20 protein-coding genes are annotated in these 22,605 nt (G+C 45.2%); 7 read left to right on the top strand and 13 right to left on the bottom strand.

What is annotated here, in order from left to right; all coding sequences use genetic code 11:
- Positions 1 to 60 precede the first annotated feature (60 nt).
- Positions 61 to 4,263, top strand: a complete 4,203-nt coding sequence (rpoC, locus tag ACED25_RS20185; protein ID WP_009844676.1) for a DNA-directed RNA polymerase subunit beta' — start codon at positions 61 to 63, stop codon at positions 4,261 to 4,263.
- Between the two features lie 331 nt (positions 4,264 to 4,594).
- Here the strand turns inward: rpoC and ACED25_RS20180 are convergent, their stop codons facing one another.
- The gene (locus tag ACED25_RS20180) at positions 4,595 to 5,092 is read right to left on the bottom strand and encodes an Rsd/AlgQ family anti-sigma factor (protein WP_017096512.1); all 498 of its coding nucleotides are present in this window, start codon (positions 5,090 to 5,092) and stop codon (positions 4,595 to 4,597) included.
- A gap of 152 nt (positions 5,093 to 5,244) precedes the next feature.
- Between ACED25_RS20180 and nudC the strand changes: the two genes are divergently transcribed.
- Together nudC and hemE are read left to right on the top strand one after the other, a co-directional pair.
- Positions 5,245 to 6,066 carry an NAD(+) diphosphatase gene (gene nudC / locus ACED25_RS20175; protein WP_371695939.1) on the top strand — a complete coding sequence of 274 codons (822 nt, stop codon included), beginning with the start codon at positions 5,245 to 5,247 and terminating at the stop codon, positions 6,064 to 6,066.
- A 299-nt stretch (positions 6,067 to 6,365) separates the two neighbouring features.
- On the top strand, positions 6,366 to 7,433 hold the full coding sequence (gene hemE, locus ACED25_RS20170) for a uroporphyrinogen decarboxylase (protein WP_004729761.1): 1,068 nt from the start codon (positions 6,366 to 6,368) through the stop codon (positions 7,431 to 7,433).
- Positions 7,434 to 7,541: 108 nt separating this feature from the next.
- Here the strand turns inward: hemE and ACED25_RS20165 are convergent, their stop codons facing one another.
- Positions 7,542 to 8,135 (bottom strand): uracil-DNA glycosylase family protein, encoded by a 594-nt coding sequence (locus ACED25_RS20165; protein ID WP_017096514.1) that lies wholly within the window; start codon positions 8,133 to 8,135, stop codon positions 7,542 to 7,544.
- On the bottom strand, positions 8,135 to 9,061 hold the full coding sequence (locus ACED25_RS20160) for a D-2-hydroxyacid dehydrogenase (RefSeq protein WP_017096515.1): 927 nt from the start codon (positions 9,059 to 9,061) through the stop codon (positions 8,135 to 8,137). Before ACED25_RS20160 ends, ACED25_RS20165 begins: the two co-directional genes overlap by 1 nt.
- Before the next feature lie 71 nt (positions 9,062 to 9,132).
- Between ACED25_RS20160 and ACED25_RS20155 the strand changes: the two genes are divergently transcribed.
- Positions 9,133 to 9,720: a YjaG family protein gene (locus tag ACED25_RS20155; RefSeq protein WP_017055908.1), complete on the top strand. Its 588-nt coding sequence runs from the start codon at positions 9,133 to 9,135 to the stop codon at positions 9,718 to 9,720.
- An 83-nt stretch (positions 9,721 to 9,803) separates the two neighbouring features.
- Here the strand turns inward: ACED25_RS20155 and ACED25_RS20150 are convergent, their stop codons facing one another.
- Positions 9,804 to 10,955, bottom strand: a complete 1,152-nt coding sequence (locus ACED25_RS20150) for a CNNM domain-containing protein (RefSeq protein WP_009844683.1) — start codon at positions 10,953 to 10,955, stop codon at positions 9,804 to 9,806.
- Positions 10,956 to 11,225: 270 nt separating this feature from the next.
- Here ACED25_RS20150 and hupA point away from each other — a divergent pair, with 270 nt between their 5' ends.
- Entirely contained in the window at positions 11,226 to 11,498 is a 273-nt protein-coding gene (hupA, locus tag ACED25_RS20145; RefSeq protein WP_004729753.1) for a nucleoid-associated protein HU-alpha, read from the top strand.
- A 47-nt stretch (positions 11,499 to 11,545) separates the two neighbouring features.
- Complete coding sequence (locus ACED25_RS20140) at positions 11,546 to 12,244, top strand: DUF1481 domain-containing protein (RefSeq protein ID WP_017096516.1); 699 nt, start codon at positions 11,546 to 11,548, stop codon at positions 12,242 to 12,244.
- A 170-nt stretch (positions 12,245 to 12,414) separates the two neighbouring features.
- Here ACED25_RS20140 and purD read toward each other — a convergent pair whose 3' ends face one another.
- The gene (gene purD, locus ACED25_RS20135) at positions 12,415 to 13,704 is read right to left on the bottom strand and encodes a phosphoribosylamine--glycine ligase (protein ID WP_017096517.1); all 1,290 of its coding nucleotides are present in this window, start codon (positions 13,702 to 13,704) and stop codon (positions 12,415 to 12,417) included.
- A 181-nt stretch (positions 13,705 to 13,885) separates the two neighbouring features.
- A complete protein-coding gene (gene purH / locus ACED25_RS20130; protein WP_017096518.1) occupies positions 13,886 to 15,496 on the bottom strand; it encodes a bifunctional phosphoribosylaminoimidazolecarboxamide formyltransferase/IMP cyclohydrolase in 1,611 nt (536 codons plus the stop codon).
- 324 nt (positions 15,497 to 15,820) lie between these two features.
- Between purH and zntR the strand changes: the two genes are divergently transcribed.
- Positions 15,821 to 16,261: a Zn(2+)-responsive transcriptional regulator gene (gene zntR, locus ACED25_RS20125; protein WP_009844687.1), complete on the top strand. Its 441-nt coding sequence runs from the start codon at positions 15,821 to 15,823 to the stop codon at positions 16,259 to 16,261.
- A gap of 47 nt (positions 16,262 to 16,308) precedes the next feature.
- On the opposite strand, the gene ACED25_RS20120 is transcribed toward zntR, so the two are convergent.
- From ACED25_RS20120 to aroQ, 7 genes are all read right to left on the bottom strand, one after another.
- Positions 16,309 to 17,268, bottom strand: coding sequence for a GGDEF domain-containing protein (locus ACED25_RS20120; RefSeq protein WP_371695938.1), 960 nt, complete (start codon positions 17,266 to 17,268; stop codon positions 16,309 to 16,311).
- Between the two features lie 171 nt (positions 17,269 to 17,439).
- Positions 17,440 to 17,736, bottom strand: coding sequence for a DNA-binding transcriptional regulator Fis (gene fis / locus ACED25_RS20115; protein WP_004729744.1), 297 nt, complete (start codon positions 17,734 to 17,736; stop codon positions 17,440 to 17,442).
- A gap of 23 nt (positions 17,737 to 17,759) precedes the next feature.
- Positions 17,760 to 18,728 (bottom strand): tRNA dihydrouridine synthase DusB, encoded by a 969-nt coding sequence (dusB, locus tag ACED25_RS20110; protein ID WP_009844689.1) that lies wholly within the window; start codon positions 18,726 to 18,728, stop codon positions 17,760 to 17,762.
- Positions 18,729 to 18,868: 140 nt separating this feature from the next.
- Positions 18,869 to 19,756: a 50S ribosomal protein L11 methyltransferase gene (prmA, locus tag ACED25_RS20105; RefSeq protein WP_012604987.1), complete on the bottom strand. Its 888-nt coding sequence runs from the start codon at positions 19,754 to 19,756 to the stop codon at positions 18,869 to 18,871.
- Positions 19,757 to 19,944: 188 nt separating this feature from the next.
- The gene (gene accC / locus ACED25_RS20100; protein WP_009844691.1) at positions 19,945 to 21,288 is read right to left on the bottom strand and encodes an acetyl-CoA carboxylase biotin carboxylase subunit; all 1,344 of its coding nucleotides are present in this window, start codon (positions 21,286 to 21,288) and stop codon (positions 19,945 to 19,947) included.
- Positions 21,289 to 21,303: 15 nt separating this feature from the next.
- Positions 21,304 to 21,756, bottom strand: coding sequence for an acetyl-CoA carboxylase biotin carboxyl carrier protein (gene accB, locus ACED25_RS20095; RefSeq protein ID WP_371695937.1), 453 nt, complete (start codon positions 21,754 to 21,756; stop codon positions 21,304 to 21,306).
- A 74-nt stretch (positions 21,757 to 21,830) separates the two neighbouring features.
- The gene (gene aroQ / locus ACED25_RS20090) at positions 21,831 to 22,280 is read right to left on the bottom strand and encodes a type II 3-dehydroquinate dehydratase (protein WP_009844692.1); all 450 of its coding nucleotides are present in this window, start codon (positions 22,278 to 22,280) and stop codon (positions 21,831 to 21,833) included.
- Positions 22,281 to 22,605 lie beyond the last annotated feature (325 nt).

The following is a 22,605-nucleotide window of genomic DNA, read 5'->3' as shown; positions in this document are numbered from 1 at the left end:
CTTGGTAAAGGGGGCTCACTTTAGTCGGTGAGCTCCTTTAACTCCTTACAGGAGCTGAACGTGAAAGACTTATTAAACTTTCTAAAAGCACAGCATAAGACCGAAGAATTTGATGCAATCAAAATCGGTCTATCTTCACCAGACACGATCCGTTCGTGGTCTTTTGGTGAAGTTAAAAAGCCAGAAACAATTAACTATCGTACGTTCAAACCTGAACGTGATGGTCTGTTCTGTGCACGTATTTTTGGTCCAGTTAAAGACTACGAATGTCTTTGTGGCAAATACAAGCGCCTGAAGCACCGTGGTGTTATCTGTGAGAAGTGTGGCGTTGAAGTTACACAAACTAAAGTTCGTCGTGACCGTATGGGCCACATCGAGCTTGCTTCACCAGTTGCTCACATCTGGTTCCTAAAATCACTACCGTCTCGTATCGGTCTACTAATGGATATCCCTCTGCGTGATATCGAACGTGTTCTTTACTTCGAAATGTACGTAGTAACTGAACCGGGTATGACTGATCTAGAAAAATCTCAGATGCTTACTGAAGAAGAGTATCTGGATCGTCTAGAAGAGTGGGGTGACGAATTCACTGCTAAGATGGGTGCTGAAGCGATCAAAGATCTGCTTTCAACAATGGACCTTCATCAAGAAGTGGAAGAAATGCGCGAAGAGTTGGAAACAACTAACTCTGAAACTAAGCGTAAGAAAGTTACTAAGCGTTTGAAGCTAGTTGAAGCGTTCATTTCGTCAGGCAACAAGCCTGAGTGGATGATCCTAACTGTACTTCCAGTGCTACCGCCAGATCTACGTCCTCTAGTACCACTAGATGGCGGTCGTTTTGCGACCTCTGATCTGAACGACCTTTACCGTCGTGTGATCAACCGTAACAACCGTTTGAAGCGTCTTCTAGAGCTAGCGGCTCCAGACATCATCGTACGTAACGAAAAGCGTATGCTGCAAGAGTCTGTTGATGCCCTTCTAGATAACGGTCGTCGCGGTCGTGCGATCACGGGTTCTAACAAGCGTCCTCTGAAATCTCTTGCTGATATGATCAAGGGTAAACAAGGTCGTTTCCGTCAGAACCTTCTAGGTAAACGTGTAGACTACTCTGGCCGTTCTGTAATCACAGTTGGTCCATACCTTCGTCTACATCAGTGTGGTCTTCCTAAGAAGATGGCACTTGAGCTATTTAAGCCGTTCATCTACAGCAAGCTAGAAACTCGTGGCATGGCTACGACAATCAAAGCTGCTAAGAAAATGGTAGAGCGCGAAGAAGCGATCGTTTGGGATATCCTAGACGAAGTGATCCGTGAACACCCAGTACTGCTTAACCGTGCACCTACACTTCACCGTCTAGGTATCCAAGCGTTTGAACCAGTACTAATCGAAGGTAAAGCGATTCAGCTTCACCCACTAGTGTGTGCGGCATACAACGCCGACTTCGATGGTGACCAAATGGCTGTACACGTGCCTCTAACTCTAGAAGCACAGCTTGAAGCTCGTACCCTAATGATGTCGACGAATAACATTCTGTCGCCAGCATCAGGTGATCCAATCATCGTACCTTCTCAGGACGTTGTATTGGGTCTTTACTACATGACACGTGACAAGATCAACGTGAAAGGTGAAGGTATGTACCTTGCTGGCCCTGCTGAGGCTGAAAAGGCATACCGTACTAAGACTGCTGAGCTACACGCTCGCGTTAAAGTACGTATCACTGAAACTGTAGTAGATGAAGACGGCAATAGCACAACGAATACTGGCCTAGTTGATACGACTGTAGGTCGTGCAATGCTATGGCAGATCGTTCCAGCTGGCCTACCGTACAGCATCGTTAACCAAAAGTTAGGTAAGAAGCAGATCTCTACTCTTCTTAACGAGTGTTACCGTAAGCTTGGTCTAAAAGATACAGTAGTATTTGCTGACCAAATCATGTACGCAGGTTTCGCATACGCGGCACTTTCTGGTGTTTCTGTAGGTATCAACGATATGGTTGTTCCTCAAGCGAAATACGATGAAATTGAATCTGCTGAAGAAGAAGTTCGTGAAATCCAAGAGCAATTCCAATCAGGTCTTGTTACTGCGGGTGAGCGTTACAACAAAGTTATCGATATCTGGGCATCTACGAATGACCGCGTTGCGAAAGCAATGATGGATAACCTATCTTCTGAAACAGTTATCAACCGTGACGGCGAAGAAGAACAGCAAGAATCGTTCAACAGCATTTACATGATGGCCGACTCGGGCGCACGTGGTTCTGCAGCTCAGATTCGTCAGCTAGCAGGTATGCGTGGTCTGATGGCGCGTCCAGATGGTTCAATCATCGAAACGCCGATCACAGCGAACTTTAAAGAAGGTCTAAACGTCCTTCAGTACTTTATCTCAACGCACGGTGCTCGTAAGGGTCTTGCGGATACAGCACTGAAAACAGCAAACTCGGGTTACCTAACTCGTCGTCTAGTAGACGTTGCTCAAGACGTTGTAGTACACGAACATGACTGTGGCACGCATGAAGGTATCGACATGATGCCTCACATCGAAGGTGGTGACGTTAAAGTTGCACTTTCTGAGCTTGCTCTAGGTCGTGTAGTAGCTGAAGACGTTCTTAAGCCTGGTACTGAAGATGTACTGATTCCACGTAATACTCTGATTGATGAGAAGTGGTGTCAAATCATGGAAGACAACTCAGTAGATAGCATGAAAGTGCGCTCTGTTGTTACCTGTGATGCAGACTTCGGTTGTTGTGCACAGTGTTACGGTCGTGACCTAGCACGTGGTCACCTAGTGAACCAAGGTGAAGCAGTTGGTGTTATCGCTGCACAATCTATCGGTGAACCGGGTACACAGCTAACGATGCGTACGTTCCACATCGGTGGTGCGGCATCTACTGCAGCAGCAGAGAACAGCATCCAAGCTAAGACAACTGGTACTGTGAAACTTCACAATGCTAAGTTCGTAGTTAACAAAGATAAGAAACTGGTTATCACTTCTCGTGCATCTGAGATGACGATTATTGATGAATTCGGCCGTACTAAAGAGAAGCACAAACTTCCTTACGGTTCGATGCTAACCAAAGGCGACAACGCAGCAGTTACTGCTGGTGAAGTTGTAGCTAACTGGGAAGCGCATACCATGCCAATCATCACTGAAGTGGCAGGTCGTATCCAATTCGTAGATATGATCGATGGTATTACAGTTTCTCGTCAAACTGACGATCTAACGGGTCTTTCTTCAAGTGAAGTAACAGACGCAGCAGCTCGCCCAGCAGCAGGTAAAGATATGCGTCCAGCTATCAAACTTGTTGATGAGCAAGGTAACGACGTAATGATTCCTGGTACTGATATGCCAGCTCACTACTTCCTACCTGGCAAAGCGATTGTAAACATCGAAGATGGCGCTGAAGTTGGCATTGGTGACACACTATCTCGTATCCCTCAAAAATCGAGCGGAAACAAAGATATCACCGGTGGTCTACCACGCGTAGCTGACCTATTCGAAGCTCGTAAGCCTAAAGAGCCTGCGATCCTTGCTGAGCACACAGGTACTGTGTCTTTCGGTAAAGAAACGAAAGGTAAGCGTCGTCTAGTAATCACTCGTGAAGGCGGTGACGCTTACGAAGAGATGATTCCTAAGCACCGTCAATTGAACGTGTTCGAAGGTGAGAAGATTGAACGTGGTGATGTAATCGCTGACGGCCCTGAAACTCCACACGATATCCTGCGTCTACGTGGTATCCACGCAGTAACTCAGTACATCGCGAACGAAGTTCAAGAAGTTTACCGCTTACAAGGCGTAAAGATTAACGATAAGCACATCGAGACTATCGTTCGTCAAATGCTACGTAAGTGTACAATCACTCATTCTGGTGACTCTCCGTTCCTACCTGGCGAACAAGTTGAGTACCACAATGTTAAGATTGCTAACCGTAAGCTAGAAGCTGAAGGTAAAGAACTAGTACGTTTCGAACGTGACCTACTAGGTATTACTAAAGCATCTCTTGCAACTGAGTCATTTATCTCAGCTGCATCGTTCCAAGAAACGACTCGCGTACTAACAGAAGCTGCGGTTTCTGGTAAGCGTGATGACCTTCGCGGTCTGAAAGAGAACGTAATTGTTGGTCGTCTGATCCCAGCTGGTACTGGTTTCGCATACCACCAAGAGCGTCAAAAGCAACGTGAAGAAGAGCAAGAAGGTCCTTCAGCTGAACAAGCTACTGACAATCTAGCAGCACTTCTAAACGCTGGTTTCTCTTCAGAAGAGTAAGCTCTACGAGTAGTCTCTAAGAGATAAGAAAAAGGCACCTTCGGGTGCCTTTTTTGTATCTGGCGTATTGGTATTTAGCTATGAACTTATAAAGTGATAGGTGTGCTTATCTAGCTGGTGGGGTTGGATTTATGTCCTGAAGAGTGCTCTTTGAGGCCAGTAAGATAAAGGGTAGAGATGATTAGGCTGATTAGGGCTGTAACCATATGCTTATGGCTAAAGGTCAGGGCGAGCGAGTAAGCTCTGTCTGAAAGGTTCTGGGTAGTTTGGATAAGCTTACAGACAAAACAAAAAGCTTGCACAGAGGCAAGCTTATTAAGGATTCGGCTAACTAAGCGCCTGGTGGAATCGCTAAACTGTCTGCAATAAGCTGGATAAGATTATCTTCTACTTCAAAACGTACTTCGAGTAGTTCACCTACTTTTGACATATCTCCTTCGAAGTTAGGCAACTCATCGTCTGCATTTACTTTAACGTACTTATCATTGAACTCTAGAAGCGGCTCGGTTGTAAGTACGATCTTCGCGTAAGTTGTATCAATCTCGTCATTGGTTTTAAAGCCTGTTGCTTGCCATTTTTTCATGACCATATCGTAGATCTTAAAATGACCCTCTGAGATATAATCGACAACATGATCGCAGAATGAGCTTATTTCTTTAGGAGAAGGGAGTTCAACAACGTTTGATTGCCCATTGCTAGCTGGCTGCAAGGCACCTAGCTTACAATACTCAACGATTAGAGACTGTCGAGTTTCGAGCCAATGATCGATGACCTCATTAGAGCCACCCCATTGTTCTTGTATTTGTTTGAATTTATTTAGCATGACCATGTCCTCATGATCTGATCACAACCTTGTGATCAAGTAATTGCCTAAGCAGGGTCCGTTTTATTGGTAGCGACTAAAAGTAATAGCTTGAAATATTCTCTGCTACAACTCTAGTATGAAATTAGATTGCCAGTAAAATGAACGAACTGCAAGCAATGAGGCATAGGGATGTTAAAAAAAGTGATAACAAAATGACAGATCAAGCTTATTGGTGCGTCGTTTCTGGTAGTGATATTTGGGTTAATGATGATCAGTTTCCTTTTGGCTCTGCTGAAGAGCTAGGACTGAGTGTTGAGCATGCAATCTGTATTGGTCAGCATCAAGGTCGTAAGGTGTATTGGCTCAACGATTGCGATGTGGAGATTGAACTGAGCATGGTCAGCCTCAGAGATTTGCTTCACTGGTCTGAATCAAGTTTTCTGATCGCAAGCAAAGCTATCCAGTATGGGCACATGACACAAAGTATGCGTTTTTGTCCTCAGTGCGGCGGTCGTAATCATCTCAATCATAATCAGGTGGCGATGCAATGTGGAGACTGCCGAACGCTTCATTACCCTCGTATCTTCCCGTGCATCATTGTCGCTGTACGAAACGACAACAAGATATTACTTGCGCAGCACCCAAGGCATAAAACGGGTATGTACACCGTAATAGCGGGCTTCCTAGAGGTTGGAGAAACCCTAGAGCAGTGTGTGGCGCGAGAAGTCAAAGAAGAAACGGGTATCGACGTGAGTAACATTCGTTACTTTGGTAGCCAGCCATGGGCGTTTCCATCGAGTATGATGATGGCCTTTCTTGCAGACTATGCTGGTGGAACGCTCAAACCTGATTACAGCGAACTGTCAGATGCCCAATGGTTTGACGTAACAAGCCTACCTGATGTTGCTCCAGTCGGAACGATTGCGAGACAATTGATTGAGAATACAGTCGATGACATAAGGAAAGCCGGCGTCGCGGAGCAAGAACTAGAACATTAAATTACCTGTGATAGTATTTGGCCTATGGGTGGTCAAGCACTAAAAAAAACCCTCCACAAGTGGAGGGGGTAAGTAAGATGTCGTTATGAGATGCTGAGTAGTGACTACTCAGTTGTTATAATTGTAATTTTCGCTAGCGAACAAATTTTTAACATGCTCCTGTAATTGGGTGCAAATTAAGCATGGATTTAAAAGTTAATAACTTGATCTAGGTTGCAAAGCACACAGCTTTTACCCTTCAATCAGTGTTAGAATACTTGCCATCAAAACTAGACAAGATTGAATTGGAATTTAACGGAATGACCGAATTAAAAAACGATCGCTATTTACGCGCACTTTTAAAACAGCCTGTTGATTACACACCGGTATGGATGATGCGCCAAGCTGGCCGCTATCTTCCAGAGTACAAAGCAACGCGCGCTGAAGCGGGCGATTTCATGTCTTTGTGCAAAAACGCTGAACTAGCATCAGAAGTAACACTTCAACCTTTACGTCGTTTCCCGCTTGATGCGGCAATCTTGTTCTCTGACATCCTAACTATCCCAGATGCGATGGGTTTAGGTTTGTACTTCGAAACAGGTGAAGGCCCTAAGTTTGAACGCCCTATCACATGTAAAGCTGACGTAGAAAAAATTGGCCTACCTGATCCTGAAGGTGAACTTCAATACGTAATGAATGCCGTTCGTCAGATCCGTAAAGACCTGAAAGGCGAAGTGCCACTGATTGGTTTCTCTGGTAGCCCTTGGACATTGGCAACTTACATGGTTGAAGGCAGCAGCTCGAAGGCGTTCACTAAGATCAAGAAGATGATGTATGCAGAGCCACAAACGTTGCACTTACTTCTAGATAAGCTGGCTGACACTGTTATTGAATACCTGAACGCGCAAATTAAAGCAGGTGCACAATCGGTAATGGTATTCGACACATGGGGTGGTGTACTTACTCCGCGTGACTACAACCTGTTCTCACTGCAGTACATGCACAAAATTGTCGATGGCCTAATTCGTGAAAACGAAGGTCGCCGTGTACCGGTTACTCTGTTCACTAAGAACGGTGGCATGTGGCTAGAATCTATCGCAGCGACTGGCTGTGATGCAGTTGGGCTAGACTGGACAATCAATATTGCTGATGCAAAAGCACGTATTGGCGATAAAGTGGCTCTACAAGGCAACATGGACCCATCAGTACTTTACGCACAACCTGAGCGTATTCGTGAAGAAGTCGGCACTATCCTTGAAGGTTTTGGTGACGGCGGTACTGGCCACGTATTTAACCTTGGCCATGGTATTCACCTAGATGTGCCACCAGAAAATGCTGGTGTATTTGTGGACGCAGTTCACGACCTATCTAAGCCATACCATAAGTAATTCAGTATGTGTTTTTAGAAAAAGCGCTGTCGAGAAATCGGCAGCGCTTTTTTATTATCTTTCTATCCGCACTCAATATCGGCTAAATCATCGTTGATGTGCAGCTAATTAGGCATTTGGATCATGGCAGGCCAAATGCTCTGATACGTGCTTCCTGATATAGGGAATGACTTCACTTTCGAACCATGGGTTTTTCTTGAGCCAGATATTATTACGTGGTGAAGGGTGGGGAAGTGGCAAAAATTCTGGAGCCCAAGCCTGCCAGTTACGTACCGTTTCAGTGAGTGTGCTGGTGGCTTTATCTTTTAGATAATAGTTTTGCGCATACTGACCAATCAGCAAGGTCATTTGGATGTTGGGCAGTGATTGCAGTACTTTTTGGTGCCATAGCGCAGCGCACTCCTTTCGAGGCGGTAGATCGCCACTTTTTCCCTTTCCTGGATAGCAAAAGCCCATCGGGACAATCGCGACTTTTTGTTCGTCATAAAACGTATCGCTATCCATCTCTAGCCATTCTCTCAATCGCTCGCCACTGGCGTCGTTCCAAGGGATAGATGATTGATGAACCTTGATACCGGGTGCTTGGCCTATGATTAACAAGCGCGCGTTTGGGTGTGCCTGAATCACTGGGTTTGCACCGTGTGATAAATGAGGTTCACAAGCGGTGCATTGTCGTATCTCGGTGAGCAGTGACGAGAACATCAGTAGCCTTTATCAAAATCAATGGTGTTATTCAGTGTAAAACCATCTCGCCATTGTTGGTAATTATTGGCGAAGATCTCCACGACCTGTCTTGGCTCACTTAGAGCCGCAATGTGTGGTGTGATGGTCACTTGCGGCAACGTCCAAAACGGGTGTTCTTGTGTGAGAGGTTCGCATTCAAAGACATCTAAGAAAGCGTGTTCAACCCATTTATTCTTAATCGCAAGCAGTAACGCTTTATTGTCTACGCTTTCCCCGCGCCCCACATTAAACAGCAATACGTTAGAGCAGTAGCTTAAGGTGGTTTGATTCAGTAGTTGGTAGGTCTCATCCGTTGATGGCAGGGTGTTCACTACAATATCCGCTTGCTTGAGGGCGGCTTCTAGTTCATTAATGTGGAAAGTGTCTTTGAAGGTTTCTTGCTTTGATGGGATACCTGTCCGGTTGACACCTATGGTGTGAATACCAAAAGCAGCAGCGGTTTTAGCTAAATGACTGCCAATTGACCCCGTTCCTAAAATCACCATGGTTTTGTCAGTTAGGCTGGTATAAAGCTGCGGCTGCCAGTTTCGTTGTACTTGTTGCTGGTGGTAGTGAGGAAAGTGTCTACAGTGGCTGATCGTGTAACCCAACACGTATTCAGCAATCGCAGGGCCGAAGATGCCTTTGACGTTGGTCAGCGTATAATCTTGGCGAAGATCCGGCTGAGTGAGTTTATTGATTCCAGCATAGGTACTTTGCACCCAGTCTAGCTTTTTAAACTCATTAAGTCGCTCCACTATTAAAGGAGGAGCAGCCAGTACGATCTCAGCTAATTCGGGGTTTTGAGTGATTTCGAGGTCAGGTAACCCTTGGTTTAGAATCAGTTGCGTATAGGTATCGTCATGCTCGGTAAGAATATAGAGCTTATTCGTAAAATTGTTCATCGGCTTACCTTTTCCCCCCAGGGTTTATCAAGTACACTTTCGCTGTCTTTTTCTGCAATTATTGAGTGACTATGCTTCAGAATCCACTGCAGGTTCGTCTTGAAAAGTTAGAACCTTGGCAACAAATTACTTTTATGGCGTGTCTATGTGAGCGTATGTATCCTAACTATGCCATGTTTTGTGAGAATACAGAATTTGCGGAAGCTCGAATCTACCGTGATGTTTTGGATAGCATTTGGGAAATCCTAACCGTTAAAACGGCAAAGGTGAACTTTGAGCGTCAACTTGAGAAAGTAGAAGAGCTATTCCCTAGCGCAGATGATTTTGATTTCTATGGTGTTTACCCTGCAATGGATGCATGCCAAGGCTTAGCAACATTAATCCATGGTCTACTTGATCGTGAGCATATGTTGGAAGCGGTAATTAAAGTGAGTCAACAATCGGTGAAGACGGTTGCTGAGCTTGAGTTTGCTCAAGGCGCTGAAGAAGTGACGAACGAAAACCAGAAAGAAAACGAAGCGGTATGTGAAGAGTGGGACGTTCAGTGGGCCATTTTCCGACCTCTACGTGAAACGACTGAGCGTGACTTAGAGCTGATCAAAGACCTACGCCACGAACTGCGTGAAGACCCAGTGAGCAACATTGGTGTTGCGTTATAACGGATGTTGAGTTGTAGCGAATAGAATAAAAAACAAAGGCTCCCTAGGGAGCCTTTGTTGTATCTGACGCTATCAAATTTAGATTAAGCGTCTTTCTTGTCTTCTTTTTGAACCTTGCTTTCATCCGCTGACTTTGAGTCTGAGGTGTCGTTGTCTGCTAGAGTTTTTTCTTCTAGCTCGTCCTCTTCATCGCGGTTTTCGATAACACCGTGTGTCTCTTTCCACGTTTCCCAGCGTTGGAACGCCAGTTCTTGCATGTCTGTGGTTTTATCTGCTTCGTCGACAATCTCTTCACCCACTAGGTGTTCAAAGATATCTTCTAGGGTGATGATGCCCTGAATTGTGCCGTACTCGTCCACAACTAAAGACAGTTGCAGGCGGTTTGCCATCATTTGGTCAAAGGCCTTAGCTAAGCCCATGTTGTTTAGCAAGACGTGGATAGGGCGCATCACTTCACCCAGAGCCTTCTCACCGCAACCCGCTTGCTGCAATCTAAACAGCTCTAAGCGGTGGACAAAACCGATGATATTGTCAGTTTGCTCGCTGTAAACCAGTGGGCGTGAGAATGGCGTGTCTTTGTGTTGTTCTAGGAACGTATTAACACTCATTTCTGCATCAACGCGGAATACAACAGGGCGTGGTGTCATGACTTGAGTCACGGGCACATCTTGAATACCTAACAGATTGCTCAGGATTTTTGATTCACCTTCAGCAAATTCACCGCTCTCTTTTGCCAAAATAGCCATTGCAGATAGCTCATCACGCATTTTTGGTGCCTGGTGGCCGCGAGCTAAACGTTTGGTGATTTGCTCTGAGAACCACACAAATGGTGTTAGGAAAAAGACCATCCAGCGAAGCACATTTGATGATGCTGGAGCAAGTTGACGCCAGTAGGTCGCGCCAATGGTTTTTGGAACAATCTCAGACAGAACTAAAATACCCAGAGTTAATACGGCAGAGAATACGCCTAACCATTGGCTACCAAAAACGACTGCTGCTTGTGCACCCGCTGTCGCAGCACCGATGGTGTGCGCGATGGTGTTGAGCGTTAAAATTGACGCCAGTGGGCGGTCAATATCGGTTTTCAGTTTGTCTAATGACTCTGCTGCAGGGTGCCCATTTTGTTTTAGTTGAGCAATGTAGCTCGGACTAATACTCAAAAGTACAGCTTCCAAAACAGAACAAATGAAAGAAACTCCAATAGCAATGGAGACATAAATAGTTAGCAGCAGCATGTTTGCCCTTAAATTAAATTGTACGCTTTAGCAGCGATTCAGCGTGGATTATAGAGAATAAGTAGTGGCTAGGTCATCATTAATTTTGCTCTCAGCCCCTTTTAAACAAGGGCTTGCTCAGTAAAATCAGTAACAAATTGTGAGTTATTACTCATATTATGGCTAAAACTACGGCATTAGAGCTAAAGATCGACGACAAACCTTTGCCAGATGGGGCATTTATGTTTTAGAGTGAATCGAATTCAAAAATACAAAGAAGGGAAACCTAAAATGAACAAGACTCAATTAATCGACTTTATTGCTGAAAAAGCGGACCTTTCTAAAGCACAAGCTAAAGCTGCTCTAGAAGCGACTCTTGGCGGTGTTACAGATGCTCTTAAAGATGGCGATCAAGTTCAGCTAATTGGTTTTGGTACTTTTAAAGTAAACCACCGTGCAGCTCGCACTGGTCGTAACCCAAAAACTGGTGACGAGATCCAAATCGCTGCTGCAAATGTTCCAGCATTTGTTGCAGGTAAAGCGCTGAAAGATTCAGTGAAATAATCTAAACTGTACCGAGGTAGTCGTATTCCACCTCGGTACAGGTTTTTATGAAAAAAGCATTTCTTCTCGTTTCACTATTATCTACATTTCTCATTGGCTGTTCATCAACCAGCCCTCGCAAAAACCTAGAGCAATTTGAAACTCACACCGGCGGCCAAGTCATGGGCGACGCGACAAGTTTCTACTGGGTTACAAACAAGCTAACACAACCTCATACTTCAGCTGACTACGTCACTGTAGGCGATTACGGCTGGTACCAAACGGACTATGCTTGGTCGGAAGGTATACTTCGTGAATTTATTCGTGAAGGTGAGCAACGTAATTCTTCTAATGAGCTGGTTCCGTATAGTGTCCATGTGCGTTTTAATAAGTCAGGCGAAGCTGTATATCAGCAGTATCGTATTGATAGCAAAATTTTGCCTATCCAAGTTAAGCAACTTGAAAGCTACCAGAAAGAAGCCAAGTCGGTTTTAGAAACTACGATGAAGCAGCATGACGAAGGGCTCAGACTGGTTCAGGGTTACTGGAATGGTCGTTCTTTTGAAACGTGTGCTGGTGGTGAGTTTGAGCGCTTTGAATTTAATCAGACCTTGCCAAGCTTCGTGATCGATCGATTGGCGTCTGTGGAAAGCTATGCGGCGTTTCTTGGCAGTGATTCACTAGGTAAGATGAGCGTAGAAGAGTTACTGATGCTGGCTGAAGACAGCCATGATTGTGTCGTTAGGCCGTCATTGTTGAAAGAATAGCGATCAACTAAAGGATTGAGGGTATTTGGCTTGCTGTAGGCCAAGTGCTGATTTGTCTGTACAGGTACAGATTCCTAGAGAAATTGAGTGATAAAAAAGGCGCCAATCGAGGCGCCTTTTCTGTTGTTACTTGCTTGTGGTCATTCGAACATAAGCGAGTCGTAGACTGATTACTGTTCTTGCTCGCGCGCAATCGCACGGTAACCGATGTCATTGCGGTGGAACATACCATTCCAGCTAACTTGCTTCGTCAACGCGTAAGCGCGCTCCTGAGCTTCAGAAACCGTATTACCCAGTGCCGTTGCACAAAGTACACGGCCACCGTTTGTCACAACGTCGCCAGCTTCGTTATTTGTCGTACCCGCGTGGAAAACCTTTTGGCCTTCAACTTCGCTGGTTGGCAGTGAAATAACGTCACCTTTTGCGTAGTCAGCAGGGTAACCGCCAGCAGCAAGAACAACACCGATAGAAGCGCGTGGGTCCCACTTTGATTCTGCTTCGTCTAGCTTCTCATCGATAGCCATTAGGCAAAGTTCAACAAGGTCTGACTCCATACGCATCATGATAGGTTGCGTTTCAGGGTCGCCAAAGCGGCAGTTGTATTCGATAACCTTAGGCGTGCCGTCAGCATCGATCATTAGTCCTGCGTAAAGGAAACCAGTGTAAGGAGCGCCTTCTGCATCCATACCACGTACCGTTGGATAGATAACTTCCTCAAGGATGCGGTTATGGATTTCAGGAGTTACCACTGGAGCTGGAGAGTAAGCACCCATGCCGCCAGTATTAGGGCCAGTGTCTTTGTCGCCAACACGTTTGTGATCTTGGCTGGTGGCCATAGGAAGCACGCTAGAACCGTCAACCATTACGATGAAGCTTGCTTCTTCGCCTTCAAGGAACTCTTCGATAACCACGCGACTGCCTGCTTCGCCAAATGCGTTGCCCGCTAGCATGTCTTTGATTGCGTCTTCAGCTTCTTCAAGTGTCATCGCAACGATAACGCCTTTACCCGCCGCAAGGCCGTCAGCTTTTACTACGATTGGAGCACCTTGCTCGCGAACGTAAGCGATAGCTGGCTCGATCTCAGTGAAGTTTGAGTAGTAACCTGTTGGGATATCGTGACGAGCTAGGAAGTCTTTGGTGAATGCTTTAGAGCCTTCAAGCTGTGCTGCCGCTTGAGTTGGGCCGAAGATTGGTAGGCCAACTTCGCGGAATGCGTCAACTACACCAATAACTAATGGCGCTTCAGGGCCAACGATAGTCAGTTCGATTTTTTTCTCTTGAGCAAACGCCACTAAACCAGCGATGTCTTCAACACCGATGTTTACGTTCTCAAGTTTAGGTTCAAGCGCAGTACCTGCGTTACCTGGAGCAATGAATACTGTGTCAACGTTTGGGTTTTGTGCTGCTTTCCAACCTAGTGCGTGCTCACGACCGCCAGCACCGATGATTAAAACTCGCATTGTAAAATCCTTAATCTCAAATATCTAAATATTTAAAAAAACAAAGTTATAAGTCTTGCTCAAAGTAGTTGGTGATGTGGCTAGGCAGCAATTGAGCCCATCCCCGGGAGCATAGTCCACTATGTGACCGGGGTGGGCGAAAGCAGCTAACGACGCCACAGTGCCAAATACGAAGAGGAAATTAGTGGCGGAAGTGACGCATGCCTGTGAATATCATCGCCATGCCGTGTTCGTCTGCTGCTGCGATAACTTCGTCATCACGCATAGAGCCGCCCGGTTGGATAACACACTTGATGCCCGCTTCTGCTGCCGCGTCGATACCGTCACGGAATGGGAAGAACGCGTCAGATGCCATCACACAACCTTCAACTTGTAGACCTTCGTCTGCAGCTTTGATACCTGCGATTTTCGCAGAGTAAACGCGGCTCATTTGGCCTGCGCCTACACCAATAGTCATGTCGCCTTTCGAGTAAACGATAGCGTTAGATTTAACGTACTTCGCTACTTTCCAGCAGAATAGAGCATCTTTCAATTCTTCAGCTGTTGGCTGACGCTTAGAAACCACTTTCAGGTCATCTTCAGAAACCATGCCTTGGTCGCGGTCTTGAACTAGCAGGCCGCCGTTAACGCGTTTCACGTCAAAACCAGTTGTCTTAGTTGTCCACTCACCGCACTCAAGCAGGCGAAGGTTTTTCTTAGCCGCTACGATTACTACTGCTTCAGCAGAAACAGATGGTGCAATGATAACTTCAACGAATTGACGCTCAGTGATAGCCGTTGCTGTTGCAGCGTCTAGCTCACGGTTGAAAGCGATGATGCCGCCAAATGCAGACGTTGGGTCTGTTTTGAATGCACGGTCGTAAGCTTCTAGGATGTCTTCACCTAGTGCAACACCACATGGGTTAGCGTGCTTAACAATGACACATGCTGGCTGGTCGAACTCTTTCACACACTCAAGCGCTGCGTCAGTGTCAGCGATGTTGTTGTAAGAAAGCGCTTTACCTTGGATTTGGCGAGCAGTAGAAACAGATGCTTCTTCAGGGTTTGCTTCAACGTAGAATGCTGCCGCTTGGTGGCTGTTCTCACCGTAGCGCATGTCTTGTTTCTTCTCGAACTGTTGGTTGAACGTGCGAGGGAATTTAGACTCTTCGTCAGCCTTCTTACCTTCTTCATCAAGTAAAGAGGCACCGTAGCTAGGAACCATAGTACCGAAGTAGTTTGCGATCATGCCGTCGTAAGAAGCCGTGTGTTCGAATGCTGCGATAGCAAGGTCGAAGCGAGTCTCTAGTGTTAGAGATTTCTCGTTCGCGTCCATTTCAGCGACAACGCGCTCGTAGTCGTGTGCGTTTACAACGATAGTCACGTCTTTGTGGTTTTTCGCAGCAGAGCGAACCATTGTAGGGCCGCCGATGTCGATGTTCTCAACAGCGTCAGCAAGGGTACAGCCTTCTTTAGCAACGGTTTCTGCGAATGGGTATAGGTTTACAACAACCATATCGATAGGGTTGATACCGTGAGTTTCCATCACGTCATCATCTTGGCCACGACGGCCTAGAACGCCACCATGAACTTTTGGGTGCAGAGTCTTAACACGGCCATCCATCATTTCTGGGAAACCAGTGTAATCAGATACTTCTGTAACAGAGATGCCTTTTTCAGCAAGCAGGCGAGCAGTGCCACCGGTAGATAGGATATCTACACCACGGTTAGCAAGAGCTTGTGCAAATTCAACGATACCAGTTTTGTCTGATACGCTGATTAGAGCGCGGCGAATTGGACGAGCGTTATTCATGCTTCCATCTTCCTCAAATTCATGGGGTTAAAATAAAGATATTTGCCAAAAAAGAACTTGTTTCTATCTTCTTAGCGTGGAGTATCTTAGATACCAGTAAGAGATAAAATATTGGCCAGTTTTGGTAAAGACCTTTGGGGTGTTCTTATAATCAAGCTATAAGATAACCAACTCCAAATTTGATGGCGCAGATTCTAACTAATTTATTACAAAAAAGCTCGCGCAATCGTTTGGCATCTCAAAATTAATTATGAAAAGTGCCATTTCAGCCTGAAAAGTAACGATAAGGTTAATTGTGGAATGGACGGAACAGTAGGAAAAAACATGTTTCAGATCGGTGAATTAGCGAAACGATGCGGTGTGACAGCCGATACCTTACGGTTTTATGAAAAAAGTAACCTGATTGCTCCTGCCAGTCGCAGTGACTCAGGATATCGCTTATATGATGAAAACAATCAAAAACAGGTGACCTTTATTCTTAAATCTAAAGCGTTAGGGCTGAGTTTAGATGAAATTAAGGAATTGCTCGAGATTCGCTTGGAAGCAACGCAGCACAGTTGCTCGGAAGTGAAAGCCATCACAACGGCAAAGCTGACACTTATTGATGAAAAAATCAGTGAACTTGGCAGAATACGCACGGCATTAAAGAAGATTAATGATGCTTGCTGCGGTCATGTAGATGACGATGCGAGCCATTGTTCTATCTTAGGTGCTTTGGCGAGCGAAGATAAACAAAGCTCATGCTGTGCTGCTGATGGTAAATAGCTGAAAAGGTCCCCGTTAGGGAGAGAGGTTTACTACGGTTGATAACCCTAGGAAGCTTGCAGTATTTTGGCTCTTAGTTGAGCGTCAATTTTTAAAGTGGGTAGGTTATTATGGTAAAGCGTGACTTGGTTGCGGCCAGTCTGCTTTGAAGAGTACATGGCTCTATCAGCTTGAGCCAATAGTTCTTTTATGGTTTTAAGATGTGGTGTGTATTCAGCAACACCGATGCTGACTGTTGGGTAGATGATGTGGCCGTCTACGGTGCATGGTGTTGATTCAATCGTTTTACGAATCGTCTCTGCAACGTAATAAGCTTCAATGGCACTGGTGTGTGTGAGAATGACACCGAATTCTTCGCCACCCAAGCGACCTAGATAATCATCGCAGTCTATTGACTGTTGGCATAAACTCGCGACTTGAACGATTACCTCATCACCAGAGAGGTGGCCAACTTGATCATTGATTTCTTTGAAGTGGTCTATGTCTATCATCAAACACGTTAAGCTTTGCTTAGGCGGTTGACTGAACTCTTTTTCCAACCTAAGTAAAAAGGCACGTCTATTTAAAACCCCAGTTAGCTCATCGATTTCAGCGAGTTCTATCAGCTCAGCTTCACGTTGCTGTGCTTTAGTAATATCTCGCTCTTGCCACAGCACGTATTGCTTTTCTGGCGAGAGATACAATGGCTTTAATGTCGATTCAAAATATCGATCGTCTGATTCTGCAGACTCTTCCCCTTGAGCGAAAAGTTGTTCAATAGAAAGCTGAAGTTGCTGACAGGGCGCAAGAGAGTATTGAATGTATTGAATTTCGCGACTGGAATAAGCTTGCTTTGCCGCCTCTAACAGCTGCTTTTCAACCGCGGGAGGCAACAGTTCTGAAACTGTGTGGTGATTTGGATTGTCAAAGTTTTCAACAATACGTCCGGATGTATCCAACAGAAGATGACGATCAGGCAGTTCACGGATCAGTGTGCTAAGCCATTCTTCCCTTTTCATATCAAGCATGTAGCTTCCAGACGATTAGATTAATGGGTCATTATATCGGTAGTGATTACGTTATCAATCGTTACATCTAATTAATTGATTGATAATTGTTCGCTTGTTGCCATATAAACAAAAAAAAGCCGAGTTCAATAAAGAGCTCGGCTTCTAATTCAATAAATTACGAAAGAACGATTAGTTCATGCCGTATTTTTTAAGTTTCTTGCGAAGAGTACCGCGGTTAATACCCATCATGGTTGCTGCGCGAGTTTGGTTACCGCGAGTGTACTGCATGATAGTGTCTAGTAGTGGCTGTTCAACTTCAGCTAATACTAATTCGTATAACTCGCTGACTTCTTGACCGTTTAATTGAGCAAGGTAATTTTTCAATGATGCTTTAACTGAGTCACGTAGTGGCTTCTGCGTGATTTGGTCTTGTGATGTAACTGTAGTTACTGTCAATGCTTCTGAAGTCAGATTTTGTTCGAACATATTCGGTCTAGCTCTTCTCGTAATTATGGTGCAACGTTATCAAAAAAACCTTCTAGCGCTTCAAGCTGCAGATCACCTGCTTCGAATGCGTTGAAGGTACGGCGAAACTCACTCGCTTGTTCATGCTCTTTTAGATACCAACCCACATGCTTACGAGCGATGCGAGGGCCTAAAAACTCTCCATAAAATTCATGTAGAGCGAGCACATGACCAAGCATGATGTCTTTCACTTCCGAAATCGGGAGTGGGTCCATCGTGGTGCCGTTTTCCAAATAGTGTAGGATTTCGTTAAAAATCCAAGGACGTCCTTGGGCAGGTCGACCTATCATTAAAGCATCAGCGCCGGTGTACTCCAGCACAAACTTCGCTTTTTCCGGACTATCGATATCACCGTTAGCGATAACCGGAATAGATACTGCTTGTTTCGCTGCTTTAATGTGTTTGTATTCTGCCTCACCTTTGTACATACAAGCGCGAGTTCTCCCGTGAAGGGCAAGAGCTTGTATGCCGCAGTCTTCGGCTATTTTCGCGATTTGGACACAGTTTCTATTGTCTGTATCCCAGCCTGTGCGCGTTTTCAACGTTACTGGAACGTCGACAGCATTTACCACAGCCTTCAGAATATCTTCAATGAGTTCTGGATGCTGAAGTAAGGCTGAGCCCGCAAGCTTCTTATTCACTTTTTTGGCTGGGCAACCCATATTGATATCGATGATTTGCGCACCGTTAGCAACATTGAATTGAGCAGCCTCGGCCATAAGCTGTGGATCTGCACCAGCGATTTGTACTGAACGAATGCCCGATTCGCCTTCATGTACCATACGCTGCTGAGATTTTGACGTTTTCCAAACTTTCGGATTGGAGGACATCATTTCACTGACTGCCATCCCCGCACCGTAACGAAGACACAACTCACGGAATGGTCTATCCGTTACGCCAGCCATAGGAGCGACGATTAGATTGTTCTTAAGTTGATAATTTCCGATTTTCAAAAATGTCATCACAGTTCTGTACCAGCAAGGGCGCGCATTTTACGCATTTTTTCGCTGCGTGAAAAGACTAATATTTGAGCATTTACAATTTGTTTTTGTAATTCGTTTAAATTTCAGTCAATTAGCGCCCAAAGTCTTACCTAGCCTTGCTTGCGACCAGAGATTCGACACCATTCTTGTTGTTCAATGATCGGATCAATGTGAAGCTCATCACGATAATAAGTTGCAACATCTTCCGCTTGTGTATCTAAAACACCCGACATTGCTAGTACACCATTTGGCTTTACTAGACCTTTAATGATGCCAGAAAGGTCGCGTAATGGACCGGCAAGAATGTTGGCAACAACAACGTCAGCGAGCAAACCTTCCGGTTGATCTTGTGGCAAGAACACCTCTAGTTGCTCAGCAACACCATTGCGTTGTGCATTGTCTTTTGATGCAAGCAGAGCTTGAGGATCAATGTCGATCCCGACAACTTTTGCCGCGCCAAGTTTGATCGCAGCGATCGCAAGAATGCCAGAACCACAACCGAAATCGATCACGGTTTTACCTGTCAGGTCTAGGCCTTCAAGCCACTCAAGACACAATGCTGTTGTTGGGTGAGTACCGGTACCGAATGCAAGACCGGGATCCAGCATTACGTTTACAGCGTCAGGTTCAGGGATATCGCGCCAGCTAGGACATATCCATAAACGCTCACCAAACTTCATTGGGTGGAAGTTGTCCATCCATTCACGTTCCCAATCCTTGTCTTCAATTTGCTCTACTTTGTGAGCAAAGTCTGCAGGGAACATGTTGCTTGCTTTAATCTGCGCTAGAACGACACCAGTGTCAGTCTCAGCGTCGTAAAGCGCGAGAATGTCAGTATCACCCCAAAGGCGAGTTTCGCCCGGCAGAGGCTCAAATACAGGGGTATCTTGTGCATCCAGGAAAGTTACAGAAAGAGCACCAGTCTCTTCCATTAACATGTCGCCGATTTGTTCGGCATTTTCATTGGTAGCATTAAGCTTGATTTGAATCCAAGGCATGGCTGCATCTTCTATATGAGAAAAATTGGATGGCGAGTCTAGCAGAAAATATGAGCAAATTCACCAAAACCCCACGGAATATAATGGGGATGATGAATTGATTATTGCGAGTATTTACAAACAAAAATGCTCACCGAAGTGAGCATTTATTACTGTTCTACAGAGAACGAATTACGGAAGGCTAGCGTCTATTGTAGACCAAGCTTCTTCTCAAGGTAGTGGATGTTTGCCCCACCGTGTTGGAAGTTTTCGTCGTTCATAATAGATAGTTGAAGCTCAGTATTAACGTTAATACCTTCAACAATCATTTCACCCAATGCGTTCTTCATACGAGCGATAGCAACATCACGGTTCTCACCGTAAGTGATCAGCTTACCAATCATTGAATCGTAGTGTGGTGGCACTGTGTAACCCGTGTAGATGTGAGACTCCCAACGTACGCCCATACCACCTGGAGCATGGAAGCGCGTGATCTTACCCGGAGACGGTAGGAAACGAACGGGATCTTCTGCATTGATACGACATTCGATTGAGTGGCCGCGCAGCTTAATATCATCCTGTGTGAATGATAGAGGCTGACCAGCAGCAATGCGAAGTTGCTCTTTCACTAGATCGATACCCGTTACCATTTCAGTAATCGTGTGCTCAACCTGGATACGAGTGTTCATTTCGATGAAGTAGAACTCACCGTTCTCGTATAGGAATTCAAATGTACCTGCGCCGCGGTAACCAATCTCAAGACATGCACGAGTACAACGGTCGCCGATGTATTTACGCATTTCTTCAGTGATACCTGGTGCTGGCGCTTCTTCCACAACTTTCTGGTGACGACGCTGCATTGAACAGTCACGCTCACCTAGGTGGATAGCATTACCTTGACCATCTGCAAGCACTTGTACTTCAATGTGACGTGGGTTTTCTAGGAATTTTTCCATGTAAACCATGTCGTTATTGAAACATGCTTTTGCTTCAGCACGAGTCATTGCGATAGCTTCTGTTAGTTCTTTTTCAGTACGAACAACACGCATACCACGACCGCCGCCGCCGCCAGAAGCCTTGATGATTACAGGGAAACCAATGCGCTTAGCGTGCGCTTTGTTTTTCGCTTCGTCGTCGTCAAGAGGGCCGTCAGAACCTGGTACACAAGGTACACCCGCTTTTTTCATTGACGTGATAGCTGACACTTTGTCACCCATCATGCGAATGGTTTCAGCTTTAGGGCCAACGAAGATAAAACCACTGCGCTCTACCTGTTCTGCAAAATCTGCATTTTCAGATAGGAAGCCGTAGCCAGGGTGAATAGCAACTGCACCCGTTACTTCAGCAGCGCTGATGATACGAGGGATGTTCAGGTAGCTATCGATACCACGAGCTGGACCGATACAAATGGTTTCGTCAGCAAGCAGTACGTGCTTAAGATCGCGGTCAGCGGTTGAGTGAACTGCTACCGTTTTGATGCCAAGCTCTTTACATGCTCGCAGAATACGCAGTGCAATTTCACCACGGTTCGCGATTACTAATTTATCTAACATAATGAGTGCTCTCTATTATTCGATAATTACTAGAGCTTGGTCGAATTCTACTGGTTGACCGTCTTCAACTAGGATAGCCGTTACAACACCAGATTTATCAGCTTCGATTTGGTTCATCATTTTCATTGCTTCAACGATACATAGTGTTTCGCCAGCAGTTACAGATTGACCCACTTTAACGAACGGTTTTGCATCTGGGCTTGGAGCGCCGTAGAAAGTACCAACCATTGGAGAAAGAACTTGGTGACCAGCAGGAACCGCAGGAGCTGCCGCTTCTGCAGCTACAGGTGCCGCCGCAGGTGCTGCTGTCGCTACAGGAGCTGGAGCTGCTGCATATTGAATAGGCGCTGCAGATACAGGGCTGTTACGACTGATTCGTACTGACTCTTCACCTTCAGAGATCTCTAGCTCAGAAATACCAGACTCTTCAACCAATTCGATTAGCTTCTTGATTTTGCGAATATCCATTGTTTCTTTCTCTTTATCTGTTGATTGAACTTACTCTTTGACTGAGTAGGTTAGTAATAGTTCGTTGTTTTTATTTACTTTGCGTTGAGCTTGTTGAGCGCAGCTGTCAAAGCAAATTGATAACCTTGGGCACCTAAGCCACAAATCACACCTTCTGCTTTATCAGACAGGTAAGAGTGGTGACGGAATGGTTCACGTGCGTGAACATTCGATAGGTGAACCTCAATAAATGGGATAGCAACACCAAGTAGTGCATCACGCAACGCCACACTGGTATGTGTAAAGGCCGCTGGGTTGATAATAATGAAATCAACATTTTGATAAGCACTATGGATAGCTTCAATCAGCTCATACTCACGATTTGACTGTAAGTGAGACAGCTCAACATCGTGTGTTTTCGCTTGCTCGGTCAATGAGCTAATAATCTGGTCAAGTGTTTGAGAACCGTAGTGTGCAGGTTCTCTAAGGCCTAACAGATTAAGGTTTGGTCCATTTAAAACTAGAATGCGAAACTTTGTAGACATTGTGGGGCTATCTTCCTTTATCGTGTTTACGAACGTGAATGTTGCCATTTTATTGAAAATTTGGGGATAATTTCCAGTAAGAAAAACCCAAATTTAAAAATTAGAACCAGATTATAGCTAATTCAGCGCAAATCGCAGCAATTTACTGGTCTAATCTCCTATTGAGAGAGTGTGAGATTGTTACCAACTTAACAAAAAAGCGCCTTAGCCTTAATTTTGTCGAGGATATTTGAGATCAAGATCAGCCATAAAAAAACCGCCACATAGGTGTAATGCCGATCGTTTAAGAAGACTTGAACGATCTTGCAGTTAGCAGATAATCCCC

This window comes from Vibrio sp. 1F263, assembly GCF_041439035.1.
GTDB lineage: Bacteria > Pseudomonadota > Gammaproteobacteria > Enterobacterales > Vibrionaceae > Vibrio > Vibrio tasmaniensis_A.
The sequence above is the reverse complement of the archived record's forward strand: the minus strand, read 5'-3'. Positions and strand labels throughout refer to the sequence as shown.